The sequence below is a fragment of the Streptomyces sp. N50 genome (assembly GCF_033335955.1).
Taxonomy (GTDB): Bacteria; Actinomycetota; Actinomycetes; order Streptomycetales; family Streptomycetaceae; genus Streptomyces.
Map to the genome: position 1 here is coordinate 59,197 of NZ_CP137550.1, position 25,248 is coordinate 84,444.

Sequence of the window (25,248 nt, forward strand, 5' to 3'; positions counted from 1 at the left end):
GGGTCTCGTTCCCGGAGGGCAAAGCGGTCTTATTCGCCCCCGCTGGAATCCCGCCCCCACTTCACCCCACTTGCTCGACATCGCACCGCTGAGGACCCAACGGGTGCTTCGCTCGTGTCATGACGTCGACATCACCTGCGGCTTATGACGCCAGCGGCCGGATCCAGCGCGCGCCCCGTAGTGCCGTGTCCTCCCGGAGCAGGGGCCGTTCAGTCTCGACCGCCTCCGCCGGCTTCGACGGCTCTGTGTGTCCGCGGGTTCGGCGTCCGACTGCCGTCCGTACGCCGTCGCACTGCCATGTCACTGCCCTTTCGCCCGACCCCAGATGATCTGGGGCACCGCCGTGCTTCGATGTCGCCGAAATGATCTTTAACGGCGTTAACGGAGGCCGCTGCCTCAAGGGGGTGTTGGCGCGCTGCATGCTCGGCTTCGATCAACCCACAGGCCGGCCCACCCACCGGCACGGAAACACCACCACATGAACTCCCGAGGGGAAGCCGGGCTGGACACGCCCGTCAAGCCGAACCGGCCGGCTTCTCCCCGGGTCACAGAAGACCCCGCAACTGGAGGAGTACATCAGTGACTCAGACCGACCGTAGTACGTCCGAGCCGGCGTCGGCCATGACGACAGCGCTCACCTGGATCAGCGCCTTATCCGTGCTGGGTACGATCATCGCGGTCATCGTGCTCACGCTCACCGGGCACAGCAACTACATTGCCCCCGTGATCGGGCTCGGCGCCGCAGCGGCGGCGGCCGGCGGGACCGTGCAGGTCCGCATTCACATCCGACGCTGAACAGCAGCCGCAATTGCATCCTGCGTCGACTGGCCCGGCGCCGAGGCGGGGGGTGAACCCGCGCCCGACCATCGGCGGCGGGGGCAACGACCGGAAAGCCCCCGGCGGCGCACAGCATCGGCCGGACGTCGTCACGCCGCCGGGGCTCCCCAGTATTCCGTCTCGACCACCGTGCTTTCCGACCGGCTGGCCGATGTGCTGATGGAGGAAGAACAGACCACAGCGCCTCTACGAGGCCGCGCCGCTGGTGCTGAGGGCGATGGCCTGGTGGGCGCGGCGGGAGAGTTCGACGACCCGGGGTTCTCGGTGCCAGGGCGCCATGGCACGGACGACGCCGGCAAGGTAGTCGGTCGCGCGAGTGGACCGTACGTGGCTGAGGATGATGACGGCGCGCTGTCCGTGTGCGAGCGCCTGGTCGAGGTCGCGGTGTTGAAGATGTGCGGTGGCCAGCACAGTCATCCGCAGTCCCACGGAGCGCGTGTAGTCGTTCGTGGACATGGGGGTGGCCCGGTTGTTCCAGCGCAGAGCTGCGGTGGGCAGGCCGAGGTCCCGGTGGATCTCCACGGCGTCGGCCGCCATCCGGGCGGGCGTGTAGTAGCTGATCCATGCGGGTTCGTCGCCCTGGCCGGTGTCGGCGCGTTCCAGGAGCTGCTCGGAGGAGGCGAGCGCGCCGGCGGCGGACCGGGCGTCGCCGAGGCTGGCGTGGGCTCGGGCCTCGATGAGCTTGGCGAAGGCCAGCACGCGGGGCGCCGCCTTGGAGCGGGCGCGATCGTAGGCGCCCTGCGCCATGTCCACGGCTTCGTCGGGGTAGCCGCGCAGGATGGTCTGGAGGGCCATGTTGGACAGGACGTGGCAGCCGATGTCCAGACGGCCTCCGGCGCGGGCCATGCGCAGGGCCTGGATGAAGTGCCGTTGGGCGAGGGCGTGGTGGCCCATGTCGAGCGCGCTCCAGCCCGCGACGCGCGCCAGTTCGGCGGTGCCGGCGAACAGTTCCTTGCCCACGGCGTCGGTGTAGTCGGCGTGCAGGAGGGGGATGGCGCGCTCGTTGAGGAAGGCCGCCGCTTTCGAGGCCGTGCGGGTGCCGCCGCCGTACTTCGAGTCCGAGCGCTGCGCGTCGGCGGCAGCCGCCCACAGCGCGGCAAGGTCCTGGCGTCCGACGCGGTTTCTGCCGCAGTGGGCAGCATCGGCCTCGGCGGGCACGGCCAGCCACCGGGTGACCGGTGTGCTGTAGGCGCTGACGGCGAAGGCGGTTGTGACGACGGTACGGCGGTGCACGGTGCTCCAGAATCGTGTCGCGGCTTGGACGGCCTCGTGAGTGTCCCGGTGGAAATCCAGGCCGACGCGGTCGGCGGTTTCCCGCACCTGGGGCATGCCTGTCTCGGCCGGGTCGACCGGCCGTCCTAAGCGTTCCTCCAGCGCCCGGACGATGAGCGCGGGGACCGGCGGGCGGGGAACCATGCCGCGGCGGGTCCAGTTCACGACGCTCGTATGGGTGTAGGAGGAGGCGATCCCGGCCTGCTCGGCGAGGTCGTTGACGCGCCGTGCCAGCGCGTGGTGGCTCATCCCGGAGGCTTCGATCAGCTGGGCCAGTGCGTCGTTCGCGGTCCTGGCCGGGTCGGCGCTGAGTTCCATGGCAGTGGCCTCCTGGGAACCGGGTCCCGCCGGATACACCGTGGGGCAGGGCCAGTTGGGTTTTGAGCGTAGGAGTCTGCGACCTGCGGCCGGGAGGGTTTTCCCGTTGTGTGCCCCCTTCGTGAGCCTGTGGAGGGCACGGGCGGCGGCGTTTCCTGCGGTCATCGCACTTTCGTTCGGGGCGGCAGCCAGAGGGCCGTAAGGACTCGGACCGTCCGGTTGCTCGGCGCGGCCAGGTGACTGCGGCGGCGCTTCGTCCCGTCATGCAACTCCGTGGAAGGGACCTGCTCATGAATGTGCTCGTGACCGGGGGCGCCGGTTTCATCGGCTCCCACTTCGTCAAGTCGCTACTGCTGGACGATGACATCGCCAAGGTCACCGTGCTGGACGCCCTCACCTACGCCGGCCACGTCGAGAACCTCGGGAAGGCCTTCCTCGACCCGCGGCTCTCGTTCGTCCACGGCAGCATCCTCGACGGCGTCCTCGTCGAGCAGGTCATGGCCGCCGGGCAGACCCACGTTGTGCACTTCGCGGCCGAGTCCCACGTCGACCGCTCTCTGCAGGCCGGCGGGCCGTTCGTCCAGACGAACGTAATGGGCACCCAGGTCCTGGTCGACGCCGCCTCCCGTCACCAGGTCGAGCGGTTCGTGCACGTCTCCACCGACGAGGTGTACGGGCCGCTGGCCGAGGGGATGGCCACGGAGGACTCTCCGCTGCTGCCCACCGTGCCCTATGCCGCCTCCAAGGCGGCCAGCGACCTGATCGCCCTGAGCGCCTACCGTACCTACGGGCTGGGCGTGTGCGTGACCCGCTCGTCGAACTGCTACGGGCCCGCCCAGTACCCGGAGAAGATCATCCCCCTGTTCGCCACGCGCCTGCTGCGCGGCGAGCCGGTCACCCTGCACGGCCGGGGCGAGCACGTCCGCAACTGGCTGCACGTGGCCGACAACTGCCAGGGCATCGGCGCCGTCATGCGCGGCGGCGTCCCCGGCGAGGTCTACAACATCGCCGGCGGGACCGACCTGACCAACGCCCAGCTCACCGAGATGCTGCTGGAGGTGTGCGGCGCCGGACCGGAGCTGGTGACCTACGTCCCCGACCGGCGGGCCAACGACCGGCGCTACGCCATGGACTGGAGCAAGATCGCGAACCAGCTCGGCTACCGGCCCGAGCGGGACCTGATGACGGAACTGGCCGCCACCGTCGACTGGTACCGCCGCAACCCGGAGCGCTGGGCACCGCTGCTCCAGGCCCCGTACCCGCTCGCCGTCCCTGCCGGGGTGTGACGCCATGACCGAAACCACCACCGGGCGTCCCCGGCGGATCCTCGTCACGGGCGTGGGCGGAGCCCCGGGCCTCGATGTGGCACGCCGTCTGATGGCCCTGGGCTGCGAGGTCATCGCCGCCGACAGTGACCCGAACGCGATCGGCCTGCAACTGCCCGAGGTCACGCCGCGGGTCACCGTGCCCGCCTGCGAGGCCGGCTACAGCAGCAGCGTCCTCCGGCTGTGCGCCGAACTGGGGCCCGGCGCCGCGGTGTCGGCCGTGGAGCAGGAACTGCCCCAACTACTCGGTCTGCGAAGCGAGTTGGACGACCTCGGCGTGCGCACATGGCTGCCCGGACTGCCCGCGATCGAGGCCTGCACCGACAAGGCCCGCTTCGCCGAGGTGCTGTCCGTTCACGGCATTCCCGCCCCGCGTACGGTCCTGCCCGACCAGCTCCGGCAGGCCCCTGAAGGGCCGCTCGTCGTCAAACCCCGCCGGGGGCAGGGCGCCAAGGACGTCATCTACTGCGCCACCCGCGCGCAGGCGGCCGTCCTGTGCGAGCTCGTACCCGACCCGATCGTCCAGGAGCGGGTGAGCGGGCGGGAGTTCACCGCGGACTGCCTCGTCGACCGCGACGGCCACGCCAGTGTGATCCTGCGTCTCCGGCTCGTCGTCAAGGGCGGACTCGCCATGGTCTCCTCGACATTCCGCGACGCCGAGGTGGAACAGGAGGTGTTGGCGGTCCTGGCGGCCACCGGCCTCCAAGGTGCCTGCTGTGTCCAGGGCTTCCTGTGCGAGGGCGGCCCGCACCGCGTCCTGATCACCGAGGCCAACCTGCGGTTCGCCGGCGGCTTTCCCGCCGCCGAAGCTGCGGGCGCCGACATCGTCGGCCAGTACCTGAGCGGCCTGTTCGGCCACCGCATCGACCACGACCGGCTCCGCTACAAGCCCGACGTCCGTCTCACCAAGTCGTACGAGACGCTCGCCGTCACCGAAGGGATCGCCCCGTGATGACCACCTCCGCCACTGCCCTCGCCCCCGTCGCCGGGGCGGGCGCCGGCGCCCGCCCCTTCCTGTTCGGACCCGAGGACTACGCGCTCCTCACCGCCCTGCACAGCGGCCAGTACAACCACAGCGACGTCTGCGACCGTTTCGAGGCGCAGGTCGCCGACTTCCTCGGTGTGGCGGACACCGTCGCCGTCTCCTCGGGGACCGCGGCCCTGCACGTCGCCCTGCTGGCCGCCGGGATCGGGCCGGGCGACGAGGTCGTCGTGCCAAGCTTCACGTTCTGCGCCACCGTCCAGGCCGTCCTCGCCACCGGAGCGATCCCCCGCTTCGCCGACATCGACCCCACCACCCTGTGTACGGAGGCCGCCCAAGTCGCCGAGGCCCTCACGCCGACGACCCGGGCCGTGATTCCCGTCCTGTACGCGGGCCGGGCCGTCGACCTGTCCGCCGTACGCCCCGAACTCGACCGGCAGGGCGCCGTCATCATCGAGGACGCCGCCCACGCTTTCGGCTCCGCCCACGACGCCGCTCGTCGCGTGGGCGCCACCGGCGACCTGAGCTGCTTCTCGTTCGGCCCGATCAAGAACCTGACCTGTGGCCAGGGCGGCATGGTCATCCTGCGGAGCCCCGAGGAGGCCGCCGCCTGCCGGGCCTTGCGCAGCCTCGGCATCACGGACACGGTTACCACCCGCGCCGACATGACCAGCTACCCCGTCAGCGGCTTCGGGCTGCGCGTGCAGATGCCGTCCCTCAACGCCGCGATCGGCCTCGCCCAACTCCCCCACATTCCCGAGATCGAGCAGCGGCGCCGCCAACTGTGGCGGTCCTACGCCGCGGCGCTGGAAGGGATCGAGGGCGTCGACCTCGTCGACATCGACGTCGCGCGCACGGTACCCCACCTCTGCGCGGTCCGTGTCCCCCAGCACCGGGAGGAGGTCTTCGGCGCCCTGCGCCGGCTCGGCATCGGCGTCGGCACCCACTACCCGCCCAACCACCTCCAGCCCGCGTTCGCCTCCTGGCACCGGCCCCTGCCGGTGACCGAGCGGATCGGGCGTGAGGTCATGACCCTGCCCTTCCACCTCTACCTGGACGACAGCGACATCACCCAGATCGCGGACGCACTGCGCCACGCCCTCGCCCAGGTGCAACGGTGACCGCGGCCGGGCCCCGGCGCCTGCTGGTCGTGTGCCTGGGCAACATCTGCCGCTCCCCGCTCGGCGGCGCCGTCCTGGCCACACGGGGCGGAAGCGCCGTCGAGGTACGTACGGCCGGTCTGCGGGACAAGCACGTCGGCCGGCCCACCCATCCGATGATGATCGACGCGGCTGCCGCCCGCGGCTACGACCTCACCGCACACCGTGCCCGTCAGGTCGACCGGGACCTGATCGGATGGGCCGACACCGTGCTCGCCATGGACCACGCTGTCCTTGCCGCGCTCCAGGAGCTGGCCGCCACGCCGGACCTGCCGAAACTGCGCCTGTACCTGGACGGGCAGGACGTCCCCGACCCCTACGGCGGCGACAGCACTGTCTTCGCCGAGGTCGCCGCGCTCGTCGAGACCGGCGCCTACCGGTACCTGCTGTAACCGCCGACCGTCGTCAGCCGGACGCGGCGGACAAGATCACGTCCACCAGCCTTTCGGCCGCGTCCGGCCGGCCGTGCGCGCGGGCCCGCTCCGCCATCGCCGCGCGCAGGTGGGGATCGGCCAGCAGTGGCTCCAGCGCACGAGTCAGGGTCTGCCCGGTGACGCCGTCGGTCAGCGCCACGGCGGCGCCCGCCTCCTGCAGGTAAAGGGCGTTGTGGAGCTGCTCGTTGCCCGCCGAGGTGGCCAGCGGGATGAACAGGGCAGCCTTGCCGAGCGCGGTCAGCTCGGCGAGCGTGCCCGCCCCGCTCCGTGAGATCACCACGTCCGCGAGCGCGAGGACGTCGGGAAGCTCAGCCCCGACGAACCCGGCCAGGTGGTAGCGGGCGGCAGCCTCCGCGGGAAGCGATGCCGCCCGCCCGCGCAGGGTCTCGACGTGGTTGGGGCCGCACTGGTGGATCACGTTGGCGTAGGTGAGCAGCCACGGCAGCACCTCGGCCACGACGTCGTTGATCTGCTGGGAGCCCTGTGCGCCGCCGGTCACGTACACGGTGGGCCGCCGGTTGTCGAAGCCCGTCAGTCCCAGCGCCTCGACGGCCTTCGCACCATGACCCGACAACACCTGCGGGCGCACCGGATTCCCGGTGACCACCGCGATCGCCTGGGAGGCCGCGGGCAGCAGGTCCAGCGTCGACTCCGAGGACACCGCGATCGCCGTCGCCGACGGGGCGAGTTTGCGGTTGGCCAGGCCCAGACGCACCGTCTGCTCATGCAGCACCAGCGGACGTCGGCACATGCGTGCCGCGAGCCCGGCCGGAACGGCCACGTAGCCGCCGGTGGCCAGGACGGCGTCCGGCCGGAAATCCGCGATCACCTTGCGGGCCTGCGCCACCCCCAGCGGCACCCGCGCCATGTCCGCCATGTTCGCCGCCGACAGCATCTTCAGCGGATTCGACGACCGGCGGATCTTGCCCGTGGCGACCGTCGTGAACGGAATTCCCTCAGCGGGAGCGACCCTCGCCTCCAGACCGCTCTCCGTCCCGATCCACAGCGTCTCCAACGGCCGGCCGGACAGCGCCAGCCGCTGCTGCAGCGTCCGTACAGCCGTCAGAGCAGGGTAGGTGTGCCCCCGGTCCCGCCGCCCGTCACCACCAGCCGGAAAGCACCGGACGACGCGTCATGAGCACTGTTCACCAAGGAGATCCCATCTGACCCGTACTAGAGGAGAAGCGCTCGTACCGTAGCGGACCCGAGCCCCGCCGCGAGTAACGGGAGAACGAGCGCCGAGCCCGTAGGGCGGGTGCCGGATCGCGGAGCGCGAGCCTCTGGCGGCCGCTGCCGTACGACGGGTTCGGCCGCAAGCGGCACCGGTGCTCACACCGGACTGGGCGCGGCTCGACGCCCCGGGCGGGGAGTGGCGGGTCTGGCGGAGTCCCGGATCAGTTGCGTGGGCTGTTACCGAGGGGCTTGGTCATGGCCCGGTTTATCTGGTGATCGCGTCCAGAAACGTAGGACGGGCAGGACACGTAGCCGGCGCGGCGGTAGAGAGCCAGCGCGGCGGTATTGCGTCGGCCGGTCTCCAGCATGATCCGCGTGGCACCGAGCGTTGAGGCGTGTCGCTCAAGGTGTTCAAGAAGGTAGCGGCCGACTCCGTGGCCGCGGGCCTGGGCAGCGACATACATGCGCTTGATTTCGGCAGTGTGCGCGTCGAGGAGGCGTATCCCTCCGCATCCGACCGGTTCTTCGCTGATGTGAGCGATGAGGAACAGGCCAGGCGGGTCGAAGTCTGTCTCGGGGGTGGTGTCCGGGTCGTCGGCGAAGCCGTACAGGCCGATCTGTTCCGCGCGCAGGGCTCGGGTCAGGCGGCGGGCCGCCGGGTGGGCGTAGGGCGTCAGGCGTATCGCGGCCGGGGCGTCGGGAGCCGTGGGCACGGAGCTCATGAAGCCGATAGTGCCCTGTCGACGGCGGTAAGCGCACGGGTGCCGTTGCGGGCGCGCGTGCAGGCACACGGACGAGCGAGCTGCTGCGGGCGCCGAGTCATGCCCGCAGTCTGCTTTCCCGCGAGGTGCGGGGAAGGCTCATCCGGCCAGGACGACGGGGTGCATGGGTGCACCGTGCGCGAGGACGCCGGTGAGCAGGTCGACGAGACCGAGGGGGTAGACGGTCTCGGCCGTGGCGCGCAGTTCGGAGAGGGTCCACCAGCGGTGTTCGCGAATATTGTCGGGCTGTGATGCCCGGGCCGGGTCGACGTCGGCTGCGGAGACGCGGGTGAGGAAGTACTTTTCAACCTGGCGGACCTCACGGCCGCCGACAAGGTGGTCCTTGCTGCGCTCCGCGAGTTGGACCCCCAACTCGACCGCCTTCTCGTCGATACCGAGTTCTTCGCTCAACTCGCGGAGCGTCGCCGTGGCGTGGTCTTCCCCGTCCTCCAGTGAGCCGCCGGGTGTCGCCCAGAAGCCGCCGTTCTCGTCGTAGCGCAGCAGCAGGATGCGATCGTCGGCGTCGAGGACGATGGCGCGGGCGGCTTCCCTAAGCGGCGGAGTGGAGGTCGTCATGCCCTCCAGTGTGGCAGTCCCCGAAGGCGGGTCAGGACCGCTCGACCAGGTATTCGCCAACGCAGGCTGCGTCCAGATCGCAGGCCTGGAACGTGGCGAGCGCGTGGGCTGGAGTCTCGACGATGGGCTCGCGGTCGTTGAAGGACGTGTTCAGGACGACGGGCACTCCGGTGAGCTGATGGAAGTGCTCGATCAGTGCCCCGTAGGCGGGTGCGGTGACCGGGTCGACGGTCTGGACGCGTGCGGTGCCGTCGACGTGCACGACTCCAGCGATCTTGTCCGCGTGGTCGGGGCGTACGGGCGGGGCGAGCAGCATGAACGGGCTGAGCACGTCGAGGTCGAACCATGCGCCGGCGTGGTCGGCGAGGACGCTCGGTGCGAATGGCCGGAACGTTTCGCGGTGTTTGATCCTTTCGTTCAGGGCGTGGGAGCTGGCTGTGGTGCGGGGGTCGGCGAGGATGCTGCGGGCGCCCAGTGCGCGGGGTCCGAGTTCGCTGCCGCCCTGGAACCAGCCGATGATCTTCCCGTCGGCGATCATCTGGGCGGCCGTGCGGGCGATGTCGCTCTCGCGCCGCCATGTGAACGGTGTCCGGCGGCGTTCGACCAGACCGGATCGGGGGTCGCGGCGCAGGGCCTGCTCGATCTCCTCGCTCGTGTAGTCGCGGCCGAAGGAGTCGCTGGACAGGGGCCGCCGGGGCAGTTCGCCGGTGAGGTGGTGCCAGGCGTACAGGGCGCAGCCGAGGGCCTGGCCGCGGTCGCTGGCTGCGGGCGGGGCGAAGTAGCCGGTGACCGTGTCCAGGCGGTGAAGCTTGTCGGCGGCGACGCAGTTGAGGGCCACGCCGCCGGCGACGCACAGGTTGCCCAGCCCGGTCGCGGTGATGGCCTGCTCGGCGAGCGTGCACAGGGCCCGCTCGGTCTCGGCCTGGACGTAGGCGGCCGCGTTCGTTCCGAGTTCGTGCGCGCCGCGGCTGTCGTACGGGCCGAAGTCGAAGCCGGTCCGCATCGCGAGATCGGCGATGCCGGGAGCATGGGTGCGGGTGAGACGTCCGTGGACCTGGGTGTCGACGACGTCGAAGAGCGGGGCGAGGTAGTGGGACGGGTCGCCGTAGGAGGCGAGCGCCATGGTTTTGCCGGCCTCCTGCTCGTGCCAGCCCAGCCAGTTGGTGAACGCCTCGTAGGTTGCGCCGATGCCGCCCGCGCGGGGCCTCGTTGGCGGGTTGCCGCCCAGGCGCTCGATCCCGTCGGGGGTAGCCCGGTAGTGGGTCTCGGTGTCGTTGTTGTTGCCGCCGCCGTCGACGACCAGCACGGTCGCCTCCTCGTACGGGCTGAGGCAGTAGGCGGTGTAGGCGTGGCTGAGGTGGTGGTCGACCGGGAGGATCCGTTCGGGGTCGATGCCGAGGTGAGTGAGGCCGGTCTCGGTCCGGGTGGGCGGAGTGCGGCCGATGCCGCTGACCGCGACCAGGTCGACGTCGGCGAGGGTGAGGCCGGCGGCGCGCAGGCAGTACAGGAGCGAGGCTTCCCATCCGGGGCTGTAGCGGGTGCGGTTGAGGCGTTCCTCGGAGATGGCGACCATGACGGTGCTGGTGATCAGGGCGGCGCCGCCGTCGTGACCCACGTTGATCCCGACGGCGCACGGCGTACTGCTGCTCATCAGGCGGCCCTCCGGGCGGGGGCGGCGAGCGGGTTCCACAGCCGGGTGTGTCCGGCTCCATCACGGTGCAGGGCGCCGAGCTGGCAGAGCTGGACGGTGCCGCCGCGGTGCGCGATCGGCGGGGTGAAGGGGTGTCCGAAGGCCTCCAGTCCGCCGAGCTGGGTGTAGGCGTCGAGGAACTGCTCGTCGACGGTCGGCCGAGCGGTGGGCGCGGGCGTGGTGGTGAGGCGCCGCGCGGTCTGGTCGAGGCCGGCGTCCGCGAGCACGTCGGCGACTTGCGCGAGGACTGTTTCCCGGGTGGAGCCGTCGGTGTCGATGATCGCCGGTGGGCTCGGGCACAGCGTGGGGGCAATGTCCGTGTAGAAGGTGTGGAGCCTCTCCAGGAGGCCTTCGTCGAACCACTGCTTCCACCTGGGGAGTTCTGCGACGTTGCCCCGGCGGGTCAGGCTCTGGTCGGGGCTGACCAGGAGGATCGCGGTGCGGACTGTCTCGGGGAGTTCGGGGGCGATGCGGCGGGCGTAGAAGTCGCGGGCCGTGCGGTAGGGCAGGGAGTCCTCGGCGCGGGTGGCGTAGCAGTAGGCGAGGGCGCCGAGGTGGTTGCGGTCGGAGATGATCAGCCGGGTGTCCTTGTCGGCGGCGAGCCGGCGCATGGCGCGGGCCTTGTCGAGCTCGTGCCGCAGGAACCACAGGGAGTGTCCGGCCGGGCTGGGGTGCACGGGCGCGGACAGGCCTGCGGCGAGACGTGCGTTCGGCTCGCTGAACCAGACGGTGTCGTCGCCGAGGGCGCACACCATGCGGGCGAGCAGGGAGGTCTTGCCCGCTCCGGGCGGGCCGTCCAGGACCAGTACGGGGGCGTCGTGGGCCACGATCAGGTGTCCTTCCGTGTGCGGGTGCCGGGTCGGGCGAGGCCGGCCAGGGCGAGGGCGAGGTCCTCGACGCGCAGCGCGAGGTCGGCGCTGGTCGGCAGGTCGGCGGGGTGCTGTCCGGACAGGCGGGCGTCGACGGCGTTCCACATGGCGGCGAACGGGTCGCCGAAGCCACCGGTGGTGCCGTCCGCAGTGGTGAGCTGGGTGGTGGCGGCCGGCTCGTAAGGGCGGGCGAAGTCGATGGTGGCGGCCTCGACGGTGTCGGCGAGGTGGATCTGTTCGCGGAAGACCCCGGCCGGGGTCGCGCTGATGACCAAGGTGAACGGCTCCCCCGCTGGTCCCTCCAGGAGCGCGTGGAGGGAGGATCCGGCCGGATCGAGGCGGCACGCCGCGGCGGTGATGCCGGGGACGGCCAGTACGAGTGCGGTCAGCAGGTGGTAGCCCTGCCACAGCAGGATCTGCAGCGCCGTCACCTGGTGTGCGTCCAGGTGCTCGGGAACGGGCTGGGGCGGGTCCTGAGCGAAGGTGTAGGGCGCGAACCCGGGCGGGAGGAGGCTGCGGCGGGTGGCTTCGTCGACGCCGTCAGCCTTGACCAGCCAGCCGCCGGTGGGCTCGGGCACGTGCGCGAGGGCCGCGTGCAGCGCGGGGTCGTGGGCGCGCATCGCGCCGACCTCCAGCAGCAGACCTGCGTCCTTGGCCCGGGCGGCGAGCTTGCGGGTACGGACGGCGTCCAGGCAGACCGGTTTCTCGGTGACGACGTGGACGCCGGCGTCGAGGGCCTCCTCGATGAGCGAGTCGTGTACGCCGGTGAGGATGACCAGCACGTCGGCGTCGGCCAGGAGGTCGCCGATGCCGGACGCGGTGCGGGGCACGGCGAACCGTGTCTGCGCGGTGCGGGCCCGGGCGGGGTCGCGGTCGGCGACGGCGATCACGTCGAACGCGTCGGACGCGGTGAGCAGGGGGAGGTGGAGACCGAAGGCGGCGGCGCCGCATCCGGCGACGGCGAGCCGCCACGGCCGCACGGTGGTGGGGGTCATCGGGGTGCCTCCGCGAGGGTGAAGCAGCGGGTGGCCGCGTGGTGGGAGCGGCGGGCGATCTCGCCTGCGGGCAGGGCCCGCAAATCGGGGTTGAACAGCTCCACGCTCACCGGCCCGGCGTATCCGGCCCGGGCCAGGGCGTCGGCGAAGACCGTCCAGGCCAGCGCGCCGTCGCCGGGGAACAGGCGCTGGCTGTCGGTGAGTTCGCCGGTGGGGCAGCCGTTGGGTGTGTCGGCGATCTGCACGTGCGTGATGCGGCCGTCGAGCGCGGTGAGGTGGGCCGGGTCAGCGCCAGCGGCTGCCCAGTGGAAGGAGTCCACCAGCAGCCCCGCGGTGTTCGTTCCGGTGTCGTCGAGGAGTTCGGCCAGCCGGGGCAGGGTGCCTGCGACCGGGTGCGGGCCGTCCAGTTCCGGCGGCAGTCCGGTGCGGATGCTGACCGCCTCGACGGCGAGCCGCACGCCGTACGTGGCGGCCGCGGTGGCCAGGTGGGCGATCCTCTGCCGCGCGACGGTCCATGCCTCAGCGGTGCCGAGCGGGGAGCGGGGGTTGAGGACGGTCGTGGCTACGGTGCAGCCCAGCGCGGCCATGGTCTTCAGCCTGTCGTCCAGACCGTTCAGGCAGGCCTCGTACGTGACCTCGTCGACCAGGAGCGGGGCGGGTAGGACGGGCCCGGCCGGCAGGATGCCGCTCGCGGCGGCCACGCTCACACCCAACTCCGCGAGCAGGCCGTGTAACGGCCCGGTGCCATAGGCCTGGGCCTGCTGGATGGAGACCTCGACCGTGGGGAATCCGGCGCCCGCGGCCAGGGCGAGGAACTCCGGCAGAGGCAGGCCGGAGACGGTTGCCGGATTGAGGCAGGGCACGAACCGTGCGGCGTCGCCGGTGACGGCGGCAGTCATGCCGTGGCCAGCTTTCCGTCCAGCAGCTGCTCGCGCAGCATGCCCAGGTCCGCCATCACGTCGGCGATCGCCTGCCGGACACGTTCGGCACCGATGGGGCTGGGGCCGGAGGTCTGCACGATCGCCTGCCAGGGGTCGGTCAGGTCCCGGCCGGACTGGGAGACCAGTGCGACGGCGCAGTCCAGCCCGGTCTCCTCGTGCAGTCGGCGCGCGGCCTCGGCAGCCGCCAGGTTGTAGAGCTTGCCGACGTGGTAGACGGGGTTCTTGCCGGAGACGCCCTCGGCGGACCAGGGCCGCAGCATGCTGATCAATCCGTTGGCGCGGTTGCCGCGGCCGACGACGCCTTCGTCACCGGACTCGATCGATGATCCGGTCGCGGTCAGGTACAGCTCGGGACGGCTGTCGTCGTCGCGGGTGTTGATGGAGACCGTGACCTGATGTTCGGGCGCGATCCGGCTGGCGATGTCGGTGATCAGGTCGCGGGCCAGGGTGCGGCAGGAGATGTAGCTGTCCAGGTCGGGGATCTCCTGGGCGATCTGGGGCACGCACGCCGTCAGCCGGACGCGCGGACCGTGCCTGACGATCATGAGCTTGATGTCCGTGCCGTAGTAGGGATGTTCGGCGCGGAACGCCTCGCTCGTCAGCTGCTCCTCGATGCCGAGGGCGAGCTGCTCGCCGATCCCCAGCGGCCAGGAGGCGACCCCGGCCGAGGTGTCGTTGCTGAACATGCGGTGGCGTTCAGCGAGGTCGTCCAGGGTGCGTGGGGCGAACCACCGCTGCCGGGAGGCTTCCCGCTGCGCGGTGGCCGCGTCGCTGACTGCTCCGGGGCTGGAGGCCTGCGTCAGTCGCGTCCGTACCTGAACCCACCGTTCGGCGTCGAGCAGCGGCAGCGCCCTCGCGAGGTGGTTGCGCGCGGCGGTGGTGACGATGTCGGTGACCGGGATGGTGTGGTCGCCGAGGGCGGCGGTGATGCGTCCGTTGACCAGGACCTGGACGGGCGCGGTGAGCTCGCCGTGTCCGAAGCGCACGTCGGCGGCCCCGCCGAGCAGGGACGTCTTGTCGGTGTTGTGGTGCAGGATCGCGCCGAACTCTTCCAGGCAGTAGCGGCTGTAGGCGCGGGAGATGGCTTCGGCCACGCCGTCGGCGAGGGTGTCGGGGTGACCGGCGCCCTTGCGTTCGACGACCTCGACCCCCAAGAGGGCGGAGGCGGCGGACAGACCGGTGGTCGTGATCACTTCCATGCGAGGGACTCCTTCGTCGGGGCGTGCTGGGCAAGAGAGACGGGGCGGCAGCCGAGCAGCCGGAGCCGGCCGCGTTCGATGTGGTAGGCGCCGATGCGGACCAGGTCGCGGGCGGCTTCGACCGCGCGGGAGCGGTCCAGGAAGGTCCATCCCGCGGCGAGGTTGATGACGGCGGCGTGCACGGCTTCGCAGCCGGCCTGGATCGCGGCGGGCTCCACCGTCACGCTCAGATGCATCCGGGCGACGCACACGCCGTGCCCCACGCCCTGGCGGACGAAGTAGCGGAGGGTCGTCTCCGGGCGGTAGACGGGGTGCGAGACGATGGCGGCCGGTTCGATGAGGGTCTGGTGTCCGGCCTGGCGGGCCCGGTCGATGAACTCAAGGTCCTCGCAGTCCCCCATCCACCGGCCCCGGCGCCCCAGGTCGGTGCGGAAGAGGCCGATGTCGAGCGCGGTCTGCCGGTCGAAGAGCAGATTGCAGCCGGTGACCCAGTACGGCCACACGGCCATCTCCCGGCCTTCGGGCCAGTCCACCGCGCCGTGGCACTCGCGCAGCGCCTTCGTCAGCGCCGTGACCTGGCCGCCCGGGTAGGTGACGTGGGTGCGGCCGCCGACGGCGAACACCTTCTCTTCCTCGATCGCGGTGACGAGGGCCTCAAGCCAGCCGGGCTCGGGGGTGATGTCGGGGTCGGTGATGGCGACGTACGTGCCGCGGGCCGCGCAGATGCCGCGGTTGCGGCCCGCGCTCAGCCCGGGGGTCGGCTCGTACAGCACTCGCACGGTGAACGGCCAGTCGCCGTCGCGGACCGCGTCCGCGATCGGCCTGATAGGCCCGGGCAGGTCGTTGTCCACGACGACCGCTTCCAACTGTGCGAGCGGCAGATTCTGTTGGGCCAGGGCGTCCAGCAGGTTCCGTACGCGCTGGGTGTTGCCTCGGGCGCTGACGACCACGGAGACCAGCGGCGGTTTCAGATCGGGCATGGGCACTCCCTCCTCGCTCGGAGATCAGTGGGGTTGCCGTTCATGTCACCGCCCGCACCCCACCGCCGGGAAGGAAAAGGCTGTTGCGGACGTGTTGCGGACGGTGCGCCGAAGTTCTGCACAGCACGTGCCCGACTGGCTACCGTGACGGAGCATCAAGAAGACTGCGCCAGAGGGGGACCCGCCATGTCCGACCAGCTGTTACCTCACCCGCTGGCAGCTCTGCGCGCCGAACTCGGGCTGACCGGCGGGGCCTACCTCGACCGCCTCGACGATGTGCACTGCGCCCTCGGCTACGGCCGGATGGCCAAGAGCCGGCAGAAAGTCTCCCGCTGGGAGAACCGCGTCAACTCCCCCGAGCTGCCCGCCCGGTACGCCATGGCCCGCCTCCACGGCATCCCCCGCGAGGCCGTCACCGTGCTCGGCTGGCCGGATTTCCTGCTGCTCGCCTTCCCCGATGACCGTCCCGTTCTCGACAACCCCTGGACCCTGGCGGGTACCGTGGCAGCAGTAGCCGCTGCCACTCGGGGAGGCTCCATGCAGGATCGACGGGGATTTCTCATCGCCAGCGGAGCCGCACTGACCGGCCTGGCGACAAGCTGGAGCCTCGCACTCGCCGAACCGGCCGAAGCTGTACCCGATGTCCCGGCCGGCACCACCCTCACGAACCCCCGCCTCACTCGGTCGCTGCTGGACACCCTGGAGCAGCGCCTGGACGACCTGCGCCACCTCGACGACGTCCTCGGTGGCGCCCGCCTTCGCCAGACCGCCGTCGCCGAGTACGACCTCCTTGAGGGACTCGCCAAGCAGACCGGGCAGCACGGACCGCTCGAACACCGGTTGCTGTCCCTGCTCGCCGAGTCAGCCCGCATGTGCGGCTGGCTCCAGTTCGACTCCGGACGCCACGCCCGCGCCCAGCGCTTCTACGTCACCTCGCTGCGCGCGTCCGCGAGTGCCGGCGACCACCAGGTCGGCGCCAACACCCTGGCCTTCATGGCGATCCAGGTCTACTCCGAGGGCAACCCCCAAGACGCCGTCGCCCTGGTCCGCACCGCACAGGACGCCACCGTGCGCCGTTCCACCCCGCGTGTGAAGTCGATGCTCCACGCGCGGGCCGCCCGGGCTCTGTCGAAGACCGGAGACCGCACCGGGTGCTGGCGCGAACTGGACGCCGCACGGACCGAATACGCCCGCGGCCCCCACGACGACGACCCGTCGTGGTCGTACTGGCTCAACCCGGGCGAGATCGAGATGCTCGCCGGATCCTCCGCACTCGATCTCGATGACCCCCGCCGCGCCCTGACCCACTTCGACCAGGCACGCCATGTGCAGTACGCGGCCGACGGATACGCACGCGACCACGTCCTCTATCTCACTCGCACTGCCCGCGCCCATCTCCAGTTGGGTGACCTGGACGCCGCCTGCGCCATTGCGACGGACGCCTTCACCCAGAACGCCACCCTCAACTCCTCCCGCCCGTCGGACGCACTCAGTGACCTGCGTGACGAGTTGGCTCCCCACCGGCACGTCCGGACGGTACGAGACTTCCTGCTGCTGAGCGCCTAAGGAGCAGAGGTCCGTGGCGCACGCGCCCTGTCCGGGCGCCCGCCCTGCACGTGGCGCGCACGCGAGCCCGAGAGGTTCCTTGGGCTCCTGCTGCGTCACGGCGCACTTCGCTGGCGTGGTCTGCGCTCTGGCACCGACGTGCCACAGGTGGGTAAATGGCAGCGCGGCGTTGAGCCCAACGAGGAATCCCAGGTCTACATCGCAGAAGCACTCGGCTGGCCTGCGGATATCGTCCGTGCCGACGACTGGCCGAACTGGCCGTCGCTCACCGCTGACGGCGGGATCCCGCCGGACCCCACAGTCCCGTGTCCGCCCTGAGAGAGGCTCTGAGAACAGCGATGGACCGTCGCACCTTTTTCACGATCTCTGGGGCTGCCCTATCCGCGCTGGCTGCGGACTGGGCCGTCGGCCCCGCCTCCGCCCTCACCCAGGCCCACGACGGCAAGCCCATCGGCGAGGACTTCGTCGCCTTCCTCGAAACCTCCACCCAGCATCTCGCCACGCTCCCGACCGAGCAGCGCCAGCACACGACAATGCTGCTGGACGCCCACCTGTCCACGGTGACCGAGCTCCTCGAACACGGCCGCTGCAGCCCGGCCGTCAGACTCCGCCTCCACACCCTGGCCGCTTCTCTGTCCCAGACCGTGGCCTGGCACCGCTTCGACCTGGGCAGCCACACCCACGCCAGCCAGAACTGGGTCGCCGCCCTGCACAACGCACACGCCGCCGGCGACCACGACATGGGCGCCGGCCTCTTGGGCGACCTCGCCTACCAGGCCGCCTGGCGGCGCGATCACACCACCGCGGCCAGCATCCTCAACCACGCCCTGACCCGCGCCCACAACCCCGCCGCCCGCTGCCTTCTCCAACTACGCCTCGCACGGACCCTCGCGGCGCGAGGCGACCGAGGGGAACGACGCTCCGTTCTGCGTGCCCTCGCCGCAGCCGAGAAACACCTCAACGACGCCGGCGCCGACCGGCCCGCCTGGTGCGCCTGGGTATCCGCCGCCGACCTCGCCGTCGACTCCGGGCAGGCGCTCCTGGACCTCGGCGACACCGCACGCGCCCACCAGCTCATCACCGAGGGCGAGCGTCTGCTGCCCACAGCCCGGGACAAGACGAAGAGCGTGTTCCACGCGTACCGCGCGGCGAGTCACCTCGATCTGAAGGAACCCGAGCCCGCTGCGGCCGCCGCCACCCAGTCACTCCTGCTGGCCCGCCGCATCGGCGCACCCCGCTGCGTCAGCCTCGTCAACGACCTCCTCCCCCGCTTCCAGCCCTACGCCCGCGCCCAAGGCGTTCCGGAACTCCTCCAACTCGCCGCCGCCTAGCGCGAAAACCCCGTGGGTTCGTACGGGGGCCCAACAACGCGGACCGTTCGCCTGCCTCGTCGGGTCACTCCGGACAGCCGGTCCAGTCGTCCAACGCCATGTCGCACGGCCGGCACCCCGGTGACCTCGGAGTCTGAAGGCCGATCAAATACCGTCGCCTCACTCCGGCAGCGGACCATACTGGGGGAATGCCAGCACGAACGGCCCGCGTTTCGCACGACGCGCAGTGGAGGTCCTTGCCCGACACATCCCGAGCCCTGGTGATCCGCAATCGAGCCGACGAGCAGTTCCTTGCCGTCGAGCAGCAGCACGACCGGATCGTCGCCTTCAGCCGATCGGCGGTCGGGCTGGCGTTCTTGCCCGTCTCGGACATCGCCCGCGGCCAGAGCGACATCGACTTCTTCCTGCTCTCGCTGCGACGACTGCACCGGGTGTGTCAACTCGTGCGCAGGAGCGCACTGCCCACAGGGCCCCTGCGCCAGGCCATGGCGACGTTCGAGCGGCAGGTCTTGCCCGTGACCGGTGTGCGCAACGCGCTGGAGCACCTTGACAGCACTGCCGTCAGCGGAAATGCGGGCTTCGGCTACGGCATCGGGGAGGACAGGGTGTTCATCACCCACAACGGCACTCGCCTCGACACCAAGACGCTCTTCCTCGCGGCTCAGGATGTCCATGCAGCCATCCGGCTCGCCGTCGATCCGATCGCGGCCGCAGATGTACATGGTCAGGACCCGATCGTCGAGCTACCTGGATCTGCCTGACCTTCTGCCGCCGGCTGCGTGTCGCCCAGAACGGTCTGGCTGTGTACGCGAGTACGGGCTCTGGTCCACTTCTTGTGGTCGCGTACGCAACGTCACTGTCGATCTTCATGCTGTCTGTGATCGTCATCGATCCTGCGCGGCATCACGCCGATGATCAGATTTTCGAGGGCGTGCGGCATTGGCCCGAAGCTGGCGACCCAGGTCTCGACAAGGTAGATCTCACTGTCCTCATCGATACCGAGAAAGAATCGGCCGTGATCGAGCTCGCCGAGCGGGAAGAGTCGTCTCTCCAAAGACTCGCTCCATTCGGAGAAGCGATCATCCTCTCCCCAAGTCAGCTCCGGGTCCAGCTCGAATGGTTCCCGGGCGCAGTTGATTCCCGGGCCGCCGATGCTCACGATCAGCCCTCCGAACTCCTGGAGAAACTTCTCGGCAGCGTCGTGCATGACGATTCCGACCGCTGCGAACCGGGACCGCCAGCCGGTCGTGTCGACCCGCCTGCCCGCGGTCCATCCAGAAGCCTCCAGGACCTCCAGCACCTCTGGCGACCACTCATTCATGACAGGCCCAGCCCCCAGCTTGAAGCATGAGGCGATTATCCCAGCAGACGATCCGAGAGAGAACAGCGTGTGACCGCACCACAAGAAGTGGACCAGAGCCGAGAACCGACACCGGCCATAGGCGCACTGCGACGCAACGCTGATGAGGATCTCCGAAACCTCCACCGCGGTTCGGCTGATCCACCAGACTTGCTCTTGATTTCCCGACAGAGGAGGGCCGGCAGGCATGGCGAACAGCGCACTTCTGGTGATGGACGTCCAACGGGACATCGTGGCCATCGCCGACGACGGTTCCGGATACCTGCCGCGCTTGCGCAGGGCGATCGACGGTGCCCGGGCCGCCGGCGTCCCCGTGATCTACGTGGTGATCGGGTTACGGCCGGGCGATCCCGAAGTCAGCCCGCGCAACAGGGTGATGACAAACGCCGTGCGGGCGGGCCCTGTTCACCGAGGGCGCCCCCGGCACCGCGATTCACGACGACGTTGCGCCCCAGCAGGACGACGTGGTGGTCACCAAGAGGCGCGGGAGCGCGTTCTCCGGCAGTGACCTCGACTTGGTGCTCAGGGCTCGCGATATCGACAGCCTTGTTCTCACCGGCATCGCCACCAGCGCTGTAGTGCTGTCCACTCTGTGGCACGCCATCGACCTGGACTTCGGCCTCACCGTCCTGGCCGACGGCTGCCTCGACACCGACCCCGAAGTGCACCAGTTCCTCACCGAGAAACTGTTCCCGCAGTGGGCAGACGTCATCGCCGTCGAGGACTGGCTCAAAGCCATAGCACCGCAATAACGCCTGGCCGCGCGCCGCCACTGCCCGCGCCACCCGCGCGGTCAGCTCCGGCGCTGGCTCTGGTCCACTTCTTGGGACCAGAGCCCACAGCCAGGGAGACCGCAAGCAGCGGTCGGTTGCCCGTGCTCCGTACGGGGGACGGACGGCGGCCCGGCCGCAGTCCTGCGCCGGGAGCACCCTGCCGCCGACGTGCGGCTCCAGATACGCCGACCGGAACCGGCCGACCGAGCCCCGCAGTTGGGTGACGTACTCGGATCGGCTAGCTTTTGATCAGCAGTCATGGTTCCGATGCACCGCTAGACCAGCAGTCGCAGGACCAGGGCGATCACCTCAACCCCCAGGGGTGCGCGACCGATGCGCATCCCGTCCTCGACCAGGGAGCAGCATGGCTACCGGAACCGTGAAGTGGTTCAACTCGGAAAAGGGCTTCGGCTTCATCGAGCAGGACGGCGGCGGCGCCGACGTCTTCGCCCACTACTCGAACATCGCGTCCTCGGGATTCCGTGAGCTCACGGAGGGCCAGAAGGTCGAGTTCGACGTCACCCAGGGCCAGAAGGGCCCGCAGGCCGAGAACATCAGGACCATCTGACCCAACGCACCACAAGGCGCTCCGTACCGCACCGGTACGGAGCGCCTTGCCGTCCGGCCGACGTCCCGGGGCTACGGCAAATACCCCTGCCTGCGCGCCCGGCCGGATGGCCCCGGGCGCGCAGCCGACTGCCCGATTCAGGCAGACAGGCCGAAAGGGCCCGGGGACGGTCCCCGCGCCGGGTCTGTGTCGCCGCCCGCCGCAGGTCGGCGCGTCGGGTCCCCACCTGTCCGGGCTCCGGCCCGGACTGCGGGGCGCAGCCGCCTTGCCGAATCCGACCAGGCAGAGGCGCTGGGTGTGGCCAGGGTGAGGGGTGCCGTGGGCGATCGGCGGCGTGCTCGATGACGCACACCCCGGAGCGTGGGACACGAGTCTGGTCCGGGGCGACACACCGGGGCCGGTTGCCTCCGCCGTCGCTGGATGACGACCACCTGTAAGAATTCCTAACGAAATGATCTTCGAGATGGTTGGATCACTCCGGAACCGATTATCCGGGGGTGCGAAGTGGCTCGGCCGAAGCCGTGGGAAGCCGATGACGAGTTGTGGGCGGTGGTCCAGCCGCTGTTGCCCACAGTCGAGCGTCGGCCCCGGCATCCGGGACGCAAGCGGCATCCGGACCGGTTGGCATTCCAGGGCATCTTGTTCGTGCTCCATACCGGGATCGCCTGGGAACACATGCCGCAGGAACTCGGCTTCGGGTCAGGCATGACCTGCTGGCGCCGCCTGGCCGAGTGGACCGAGGCCGGGGTGTGGCCCCGGCTGCACGAAGTTCTCCTCGCCGGGCTCCGCAAAGCGAACGCCCTGGACTTCTCCCGGGCAGCGGTCGACGGCTCCCACATCCGGGCCTTAAAACGGGAGCCAAGACGGGACGAAGTCCTGTCGACCGGGGCAGGACGGGCAGCAAACACCACCTGATCACCGACGCGACCGGCATACCTCTTGCTGCCACTTTGACCGGTGGCAACCGCAACGACGTCACCCAGCTGATCCCGCTCCTCCATGCCGTGCCGCCGGTGCGGGGCAAGCGTGGCCGACCCCGACACCGTCCGGATGTCGTGCTGGCCGATCGCGGCTACGACCACGGCAAGTACCGCCGGCTGGTCTGGGACCTTGGGGTGAAGCCGCTGATCGCCCGCCGGGGAACCGAACACGGCTCCGGGCTCGGTGCCCAACGCTGGGTCGTGGAGCGCGCGTTCGCCCATCTGCACTGGTTCCGCCGCCTGCGGATCCGCTGGGAGGTACGCGACGACATCCACGAAGCGTTCCTCACCCTCGGATGCGCACTCATCTGCTGGCGACGCCTGAACGACGCCGTCGTCCGTTAGTTTTTCTGCAGGGTGCGGGTGACACCCGCGATGACCGCGGTCGTCAGCACCCAGCCGAAGGCGATCAGCAGGTAGGCCAGCCACTGGAGACTGCCGTCCGTCCAGTACCAGGCCGTGCGCTGACCCAGACCACCGATGGGGATCAAGAGGTCGAGTGTGTAGACGAGGGGCTGGAACGGGGCCCCTTCGCCTCGTTGGACCGGGTGGGGAGAGTGAGTACCGAAAGACACTGTGCCCAGCAGGGTCAGGACCAAGAGCCAGACGCCGGCCAGCCAGGAGCGGTAGCCGTACCCGACGGTCACATCGAGCAGATGCCCCCAGACACGCGCGGACAGGGACAGGGATCGGCGCCGGTGGCGCTGCTTGGCCAGGAGAACCCGGCGGGCGTCGTCGTCGTGGCCGATCGTCCGGTACCAGTTCGCCAACTGCTCGTACGGCTGCGGGCTGTAGCCCGGGCTGCGCCGTATCCATGCCACGCGGGAGGCTGCGGACTCCCGCCGTCCCGTCGCCTCGCGCCGCTCGCCGGACTCCACCTTCTTGATGGAGCCGTAGAGGAAGCCTTCCAGCTCCACTACGTCCGGCCAGCTCTGCTCGCTGTCATAGAGGTAGGACACCTGCGCGCCCCGTAGATCCACCGTGCCGGACGGCAGCCGCGCGAGAGTGAGGTCGAAGTCGGCGGCCTGCATGAGCCTGCAGGTCAGAGCCGGGCCGTCACCGCCGGGTGGCCCGTTCAGGACGGCTCCTTCGAAGCTCAGGCTGTCCGAGATCTGAGTACGCCGCAGTTGTACGGTCCCGTTCGCGGTGAACCCGTCGGAGAAGTCGAGCCGCGAGGCGACGGCGTTGTTCATGGCGAGCGCCACTCCGCGTGGGCCGGGGTCTTCCAGGTGTGCGCCCTGCATGAACAGCCCGCGAGGCAACTGTGCCCCCATCAGCCGGATTTGCCCTTGCGCGACGAAACCGCCCCCGCAGAAGACGCCCCCTTCCATGAGCAGTCCGCCGGCGGCCACGGCCCATCCTCCCGGCGCGCTGATGTGGGCCCCGTTCAGGAGCATGCCGCCGGTCACTCGCGCGTCACTGAGGGACAGGGCGGTGCTCACGTGGTTGAAAGGCGAGGAAGCGAGGCTTTCCACAACGGAGCCCCGCAGGTCGAGGTTTCCCTCGATGCAGGCGGAGTCGGCTTCGATGCCAGGCACCCGGCTGCCTTTGATCACGAGCGTCTGAGTCGATGCGCCGAGAAGGTCGACCGACTCCTCGAACCAGCAGCCTTCGAGCCAAAGAGCGTAAGTGATCTGTGCACCGGCCAGGTTGAGGCGTCCGGATATCCGTGCCCCGGCAAGCCTCAGAGCCGCCACGGTCCCCGGCTGTACGGCGTTCGCGCCCAGGAGAAGTGCCACGATCACGGCGGCCCGCACCGTCCGCGCGGAATCCCACCGCACACCCTCGGCAACGCGGTCGTCCTCCGGCACACCCGTGCGCAGGTCCACGCGGCGTCCCTGGGGGAACGCGTCCCACAGCTCACGCTCCGGTGAAGTCAACTCGTCGTATGAGAGCACCCATGCAGAGTAGTGATCTTCCTCCGCGCTCGCCTTGCCCCACACACACTGATCGGAGGGCCGTCCATTCTGTTAGGGGTTCTACGTGAGGAGCGGCCGCTGTCCCGTTCGTGCCATCTGGCCTTGACTCACCAAGTCAGCGCCTCTGTCCGACAGTTCACCCGATGGAAGGCATATCCGGCCTTCACGCGGCATCGCCGGGTGGGCGCCCATACAGTCTGCGTGCTGTCCGGATGGGGCGGCGTCTGTCGCTGACACATGGAGTGGGACGTGAGGTCTTCAGGGCGTATGGCTGTCTCGGCAATGGCCGTGGCCATGGCGGCTGTGGGAGTGGGAAGTGGTGCCCCCGCATCCGCCGCCCCCGTAGCAACGCCGTCGTGCAGCGGGGCGGAATGCGGCAGCCTGAAGCCGACCAGGCTCACAGCCAGCCAGGCCAGTCTGAACGTGACCCAGATGCAGTTGGAGAACATCAACGCGATGGCGTCCGACGCGGTGACCGGGGAGCCCATTCGCGGCGCGAAGATCGTGTTCGCCACCATGGGTGGCAGGACCCTGGGGACGGCCTACACCGACTACGACGGCATCGCCGCGATCGCCGCTCCGGAGAACCTGGGCCCCGGAACCCTCCAGGAACTGCTGGGCGGCTACGAAGCCGCCATGATCGGCGACGGCGTTCACGCCCCGGCCGGAGCCCACGGAGCGATCACGGTCGGCACCGACCAGGGCCCCGGTCTGCCGGGCAACCCATGCGCCGTCTGCAGCGACCGCGCGCTCAAGCAGGACGTGGTCCCGGTCGACTGGAGCCGGTAGCGGTGCGCATCTTCCGCCGGCGGTCCCGGGCGGCCGACCCCGGCGCCCCGGCACGGCTTCGGGCCGGGACGCGCGAGAGCAGCGGTGTGGCGCCGGTCGGCCCGGTCAACGGCTACGCGGTCCTGGAGACGGTGGCCACGCTGCCCATCAGTACCTGGCGCTACCTGTGGGAGCCCGAGGACGTGCGTCATCTGGGGCCGATGGCCCAGGACTGGCAGACCGCCTTCGGCTTCAACCAGGACGCCACCACCATCCCCGTCGTCGACAGCCTCGGTGTCGCCCTGGTGTGCATCCAGGCACTGCACCGCCGGGTGGAAGAGCTCACGGATGAAGTGGATCGTCTGCGAGGGGCCGCGAGCGTGAGCACGTCCGGGACTGCGTGACGACGCCGGACGGCCTGCTCTGCCACTCCGGCACGCGGCCGGGGAAGGCGGTCCCCGCCGACCCCTC

At 70.2% G+C, this 25,248-nt stretch carries 23 protein-coding genes and 2 pseudogenes; 13 read left to right on the plus strand and 12 right to left on the minus strand.

The window, feature by feature from the left end; all coding sequences use genetic code 11:
• Positions 1-579: 579 nt before the first annotated feature.
• Positions 580-795, plus strand: coding sequence for a hypothetical protein (locus R2B38_RS44990; protein WP_318021995.1), 216 nt, complete (start codon positions 580-582; stop codon positions 793-795).
• A 228-nt stretch (positions 796-1,023) separates the two neighbouring features.
• Here the strand turns inward: R2B38_RS44990 and R2B38_RS44995 are convergent, their stop codons facing one another.
• Positions 1,024-2,427, minus strand: a complete 1,404-nt coding sequence (locus R2B38_RS44995) for a sporulation protein (protein ID WP_318021996.1) — start codon at positions 2,425-2,427, stop codon at positions 1,024-1,026.
• Between the two features lie 290 nt (positions 2,428-2,717).
• On the opposite strand from R2B38_RS44995, the gene R2B38_RS45000 reads away from it, so the two are divergent.
• From R2B38_RS45000 to R2B38_RS45015, 4 genes are read left to right on the plus strand one after another with little or no spacing between them, the layout of a single operon-like run.
• Positions 2,718-3,713 carry a dTDP-glucose 4,6-dehydratase gene (locus tag R2B38_RS45000; RefSeq protein ID WP_318021997.1) on the plus strand — a complete coding sequence of 332 codons (996 nt, stop codon included), beginning with the start codon at positions 2,718-2,720 and terminating at the stop codon, positions 3,711-3,713.
• 4 nt (positions 3,714-3,717) lie between these two features.
• A complete protein-coding gene (locus R2B38_RS45005) occupies positions 3,718-4,704 on the plus strand; it encodes an ATP-grasp domain-containing protein (protein WP_318021998.1) in 987 nt (328 codons plus the stop codon).
• Complete coding sequence (locus R2B38_RS45010) at positions 4,704-5,855, plus strand: DegT/DnrJ/EryC1/StrS aminotransferase family protein (RefSeq protein WP_318021999.1); 1,152 nt, start codon at positions 4,704-4,706, stop codon at positions 5,853-5,855. Before R2B38_RS45005 ends, R2B38_RS45010 begins: the two co-directional genes overlap by 1 nt.
• Entirely contained in the window at positions 5,852-6,286 is a 435-nt protein-coding gene (locus tag R2B38_RS45015) for a low molecular weight protein-tyrosine-phosphatase (protein ID WP_318022000.1), read from the plus strand. Before R2B38_RS45010 ends, R2B38_RS45015 begins: the two co-directional genes overlap by 4 nt.
• Positions 6,287-6,299: 13 nt before the next feature.
• On the opposite strand, the pseudogene R2B38_RS45020 reads toward R2B38_RS45015, so the two are convergent.
• From R2B38_RS45020 to R2B38_RS45060, 9 genes and pseudogenes are all read right to left on the minus strand, one after another.
• Positions 6,300-7,480 (minus strand): annotated as a pseudogene (locus tag R2B38_RS45020) (UDP-N-acetylglucosamine--N-acetylmuramyl-(pentapeptide) pyrophosphoryl-undecaprenol N-acetylglucosamine transferase).
• A 242-nt stretch (positions 7,481-7,722) separates the two neighbouring features.
• Complete coding sequence (locus R2B38_RS45025) at positions 7,723-8,223, minus strand: GNAT family N-acetyltransferase (protein ID WP_318022001.1); 501 nt, start codon at positions 8,221-8,223, stop codon at positions 7,723-7,725.
• Positions 8,224-8,361: 138 nt separating this feature from the next.
• The gene (locus R2B38_RS45030; RefSeq protein ID WP_318022002.1) at positions 8,362-8,838 is read right to left on the minus strand and encodes an NUDIX hydrolase; all 477 of its coding nucleotides are present in this window, start codon (positions 8,836-8,838) and stop codon (positions 8,362-8,364) included.
• A gap of 31 nt (positions 8,839-8,869) precedes the next feature.
• Positions 8,870-10,489 (minus strand): carbamoyltransferase, encoded by a 1,620-nt coding sequence (locus R2B38_RS45035; RefSeq protein WP_318022003.1) that lies wholly within the window; start codon positions 10,487-10,489, stop codon positions 8,870-8,872.
• The gene (locus R2B38_RS45040; protein WP_318022004.1) at positions 10,489-11,355 is read right to left on the minus strand and encodes an AAA family ATPase; all 867 of its coding nucleotides are present in this window, start codon (positions 11,353-11,355) and stop codon (positions 10,489-10,491) included. The genes R2B38_RS45035 and R2B38_RS45040 overlap by 1 nt, the downstream gene beginning before the upstream one ends.
• A gap of 2 nt (positions 11,356-11,357) precedes the next feature.
• On the minus strand, positions 11,358-12,392 hold the full coding sequence (locus R2B38_RS45045; protein ID WP_318022005.1) for a Gfo/Idh/MocA family protein: 1,035 nt from the start codon (positions 12,390-12,392) through the stop codon (positions 11,358-11,360).
• On the minus strand, positions 12,389-13,291 hold the full coding sequence (locus R2B38_RS45050) for a sugar phosphate isomerase/epimerase family protein (RefSeq protein ID WP_318022006.1): 903 nt from the start codon (positions 13,289-13,291) through the stop codon (positions 12,389-12,391). Before R2B38_RS45050 ends, R2B38_RS45045 begins: the two co-directional genes overlap by 4 nt.
• Positions 13,288-14,532 (minus strand): methionine adenosyltransferase, encoded by a 1,245-nt coding sequence (locus R2B38_RS45055; RefSeq protein ID WP_318022007.1) that lies wholly within the window; start codon positions 14,530-14,532, stop codon positions 13,288-13,290. Before R2B38_RS45055 ends, R2B38_RS45050 begins: the two co-directional genes overlap by 4 nt.
• Positions 14,523-15,512, minus strand: coding sequence for a glycosyltransferase (locus R2B38_RS45060; protein ID WP_318022008.1), 990 nt, complete (start codon positions 15,510-15,512; stop codon positions 14,523-14,525). The genes R2B38_RS45055 and R2B38_RS45060 overlap by 10 nt, the downstream gene beginning before the upstream one ends.
• Positions 15,513-15,698: 186 nt before the next feature.
• Between R2B38_RS45060 and R2B38_RS45065 the strand changes: the two genes are divergently transcribed.
• From R2B38_RS45065 to R2B38_RS45075, 3 genes are all read left to right on the plus strand, one after another.
• Complete coding sequence (locus R2B38_RS45065; protein WP_318022009.1) at positions 15,699-17,078, plus strand: transcriptional regulator; 1,380 nt, start codon at positions 15,699-15,701, stop codon at positions 17,076-17,078.
• A gap of 338 nt (positions 17,079-17,416) precedes the next feature.
• Entirely contained in the window at positions 17,417-18,409 is a 993-nt protein-coding gene (locus tag R2B38_RS45070; protein WP_318022010.1) for an XRE family transcriptional regulator, read from the plus strand.
• A gap of 236 nt (positions 18,410-18,645) precedes the next feature.
• Positions 18,646-19,170: a hypothetical protein gene (locus tag R2B38_RS45075; RefSeq protein ID WP_318022011.1), complete on the plus strand. Its 525-nt coding sequence runs from the start codon at positions 18,646-18,648 to the stop codon at positions 19,168-19,170.
• A gap of 92 nt (positions 19,171-19,262) precedes the next feature.
• Here R2B38_RS45075 and R2B38_RS45080 read toward each other — a convergent pair whose 3' ends face one another.
• Positions 19,263-20,009 (minus strand): SUKH-3 domain-containing protein, encoded by a 747-nt coding sequence (locus R2B38_RS45080; protein ID WP_318022012.1) that lies wholly within the window; start codon positions 20,007-20,009, stop codon positions 19,263-19,265.
• Between R2B38_RS45080 and R2B38_RS45085 the strand changes: the two are divergent.
• The 3 genes and pseudogenes from R2B38_RS45085 (at position 19,957) to R2B38_RS45095 (ending at position 22,435) form a co-directional block, all read left to right on the plus strand.
• A pseudogene (locus R2B38_RS45085) lies at positions 19,957-20,521 on the plus strand (cysteine hydrolase family protein). The gene R2B38_RS45080 and the pseudogene R2B38_RS45085 sit on opposite strands and share 53 nt — an antisense overlap.
• Before the next feature lie 385 nt (positions 20,522-20,906).
• On the plus strand, positions 20,907-21,110 hold the full coding sequence (locus tag R2B38_RS45090) for a cold-shock protein (protein WP_033283508.1): 204 nt from the start codon (positions 20,907-20,909) through the stop codon (positions 21,108-21,110).
• A 504-nt stretch (positions 21,111-21,614) separates the two neighbouring features.
• Positions 21,615-22,435, plus strand: a protein-coding gene (locus R2B38_RS45095) for an IS5 family transposase (protein ID WP_411978617.1) whose coding sequence is annotated in 2 segments (ribosomal slippage) — positions 21,615-21,957 and positions 21,957-22,435 — 822 coding nt in all. Because the reading frame shifts where the segments join, the coding sequence is not laid out codon by codon here.
• On the opposite strand, the gene R2B38_RS45100 is transcribed toward R2B38_RS45095, so the two are convergent.
• A complete protein-coding gene (locus tag R2B38_RS45100) occupies positions 22,432-23,988 on the minus strand; it encodes an oxidoreductase (protein WP_318022014.1) in 1,557 nt (518 codons plus the stop codon). The two genes, R2B38_RS45095 and R2B38_RS45100, sit on opposite strands and share 4 nt — an antisense overlap.
• A 444-nt stretch (positions 23,989-24,432) precedes the next feature.
• Here R2B38_RS45100 and R2B38_RS45105 point away from each other — a divergent pair, with 444 nt between their 5' ends.
• Positions 24,433-24,798, plus strand: a complete 366-nt coding sequence (locus tag R2B38_RS45105) for a hypothetical protein (RefSeq protein ID WP_318022015.1) — start codon at positions 24,433-24,435, stop codon at positions 24,796-24,798.
• 2 nt (positions 24,799-24,800) lie between these two features.
• On the plus strand, positions 24,801-25,181 hold the full coding sequence (locus R2B38_RS45110; RefSeq protein ID WP_318022016.1) for a tail fiber domain-containing protein: 381 nt from the start codon (positions 24,801-24,803) through the stop codon (positions 25,179-25,181).
• Positions 25,182-25,248 lie beyond the last annotated feature (67 nt).

What these genes read in the sequence shown, in the direction of transcription:
- R2B38_RS45080 (WP_318022012.1), bottom strand. Translation starts at nt 20,009, where the DNA reads ATGGCCACGATGTCCCGTTGGACGTCCATCACCAGAAGTGCGCTGTTC.
- R2B38_RS45035 (WP_318022003.1), bottom strand. Translation starts at nt 10,489, where the DNA reads ATGAGCAGCAGTACGCCGTGCGCCGTCGGGATCAACGTGGGTCACGAC.
- R2B38_RS45005 (WP_318021998.1), top strand. Translation starts at nt 3,718, where the DNA reads ATGACCGAAACCACCACCGGGCGTCCCCGGCGGATCCTCGTCACGGGC.
- R2B38_RS45055 (WP_318022007.1), bottom strand. Translation starts at nt 14,532, where the DNA reads ATGGAAGTGATCACGACCACCGGTCTGTCCGCCGCCTCCGCCCTCTTG.
- R2B38_RS45060 (WP_318022008.1), bottom strand. Translation starts at nt 15,512, where the DNA reads ATGCCCGATCTGAAACCGCCGCTGGTCTCCGTGGTCGTCAGCGCCCGA.
- R2B38_RS45050 (WP_318022006.1), bottom strand. Translation starts at nt 13,291, where the DNA reads ATGACTGCCGCCGTCACCGGCGACGCCGCACGGTTCGTGCCCTGCCTC.
- R2B38_RS45070 (WP_318022010.1), top strand. Translation starts at nt 17,417, where the DNA reads ATGGACCGTCGCACCTTTTTCACGATCTCTGGGGCTGCCCTATCCGCG.
- R2B38_RS45000 (WP_318021997.1), top strand. Translation starts at nt 2,718, where the DNA reads ATGAATGTGCTCGTGACCGGGGGCGCCGGTTTCATCGGCTCCCACTTC.
- R2B38_RS44995 (WP_318021996.1), bottom strand. Translation starts at nt 2,427, where the DNA reads ATGGAACTCAGCGCCGACCCGGCCAGGACCGCGAACGACGCACTGGCC.
- R2B38_RS45030 (WP_318022002.1), bottom strand. Translation starts at nt 8,838, where the DNA reads ATGACGACCTCCACTCCGCCGCTTAGGGAAGCCGCCCGCGCCATCGTC.
- R2B38_RS45090 (WP_033283508.1), top strand. Translation starts at nt 20,907, where the DNA reads ATGGCTACCGGAACCGTGAAGTGGTTCAACTCGGAAAAGGGCTTCGGC.
- R2B38_RS45010 (WP_318021999.1), top strand. Translation starts at nt 4,704, where the DNA reads ATGACCACCTCCGCCACTGCCCTCGCCCCCGTCGCCGGGGCGGGCGCC.
- R2B38_RS45025 (WP_318022001.1), bottom strand. Translation starts at nt 8,223, where the DNA reads ATGAGCTCCGTGCCCACGGCTCCCGACGCCCCGGCCGCGATACGCCTG.
- R2B38_RS45065 (WP_318022009.1), top strand. Translation starts at nt 15,699, where the DNA reads ATGTCCGACCAGCTGTTACCTCACCCGCTGGCAGCTCTGCGCGCCGAA.
- R2B38_RS45045 (WP_318022005.1), bottom strand. Translation starts at nt 12,392, where the DNA reads ATGACCCCCACCACCGTGCGGCCGTGGCGGCTCGCCGTCGCCGGATGC.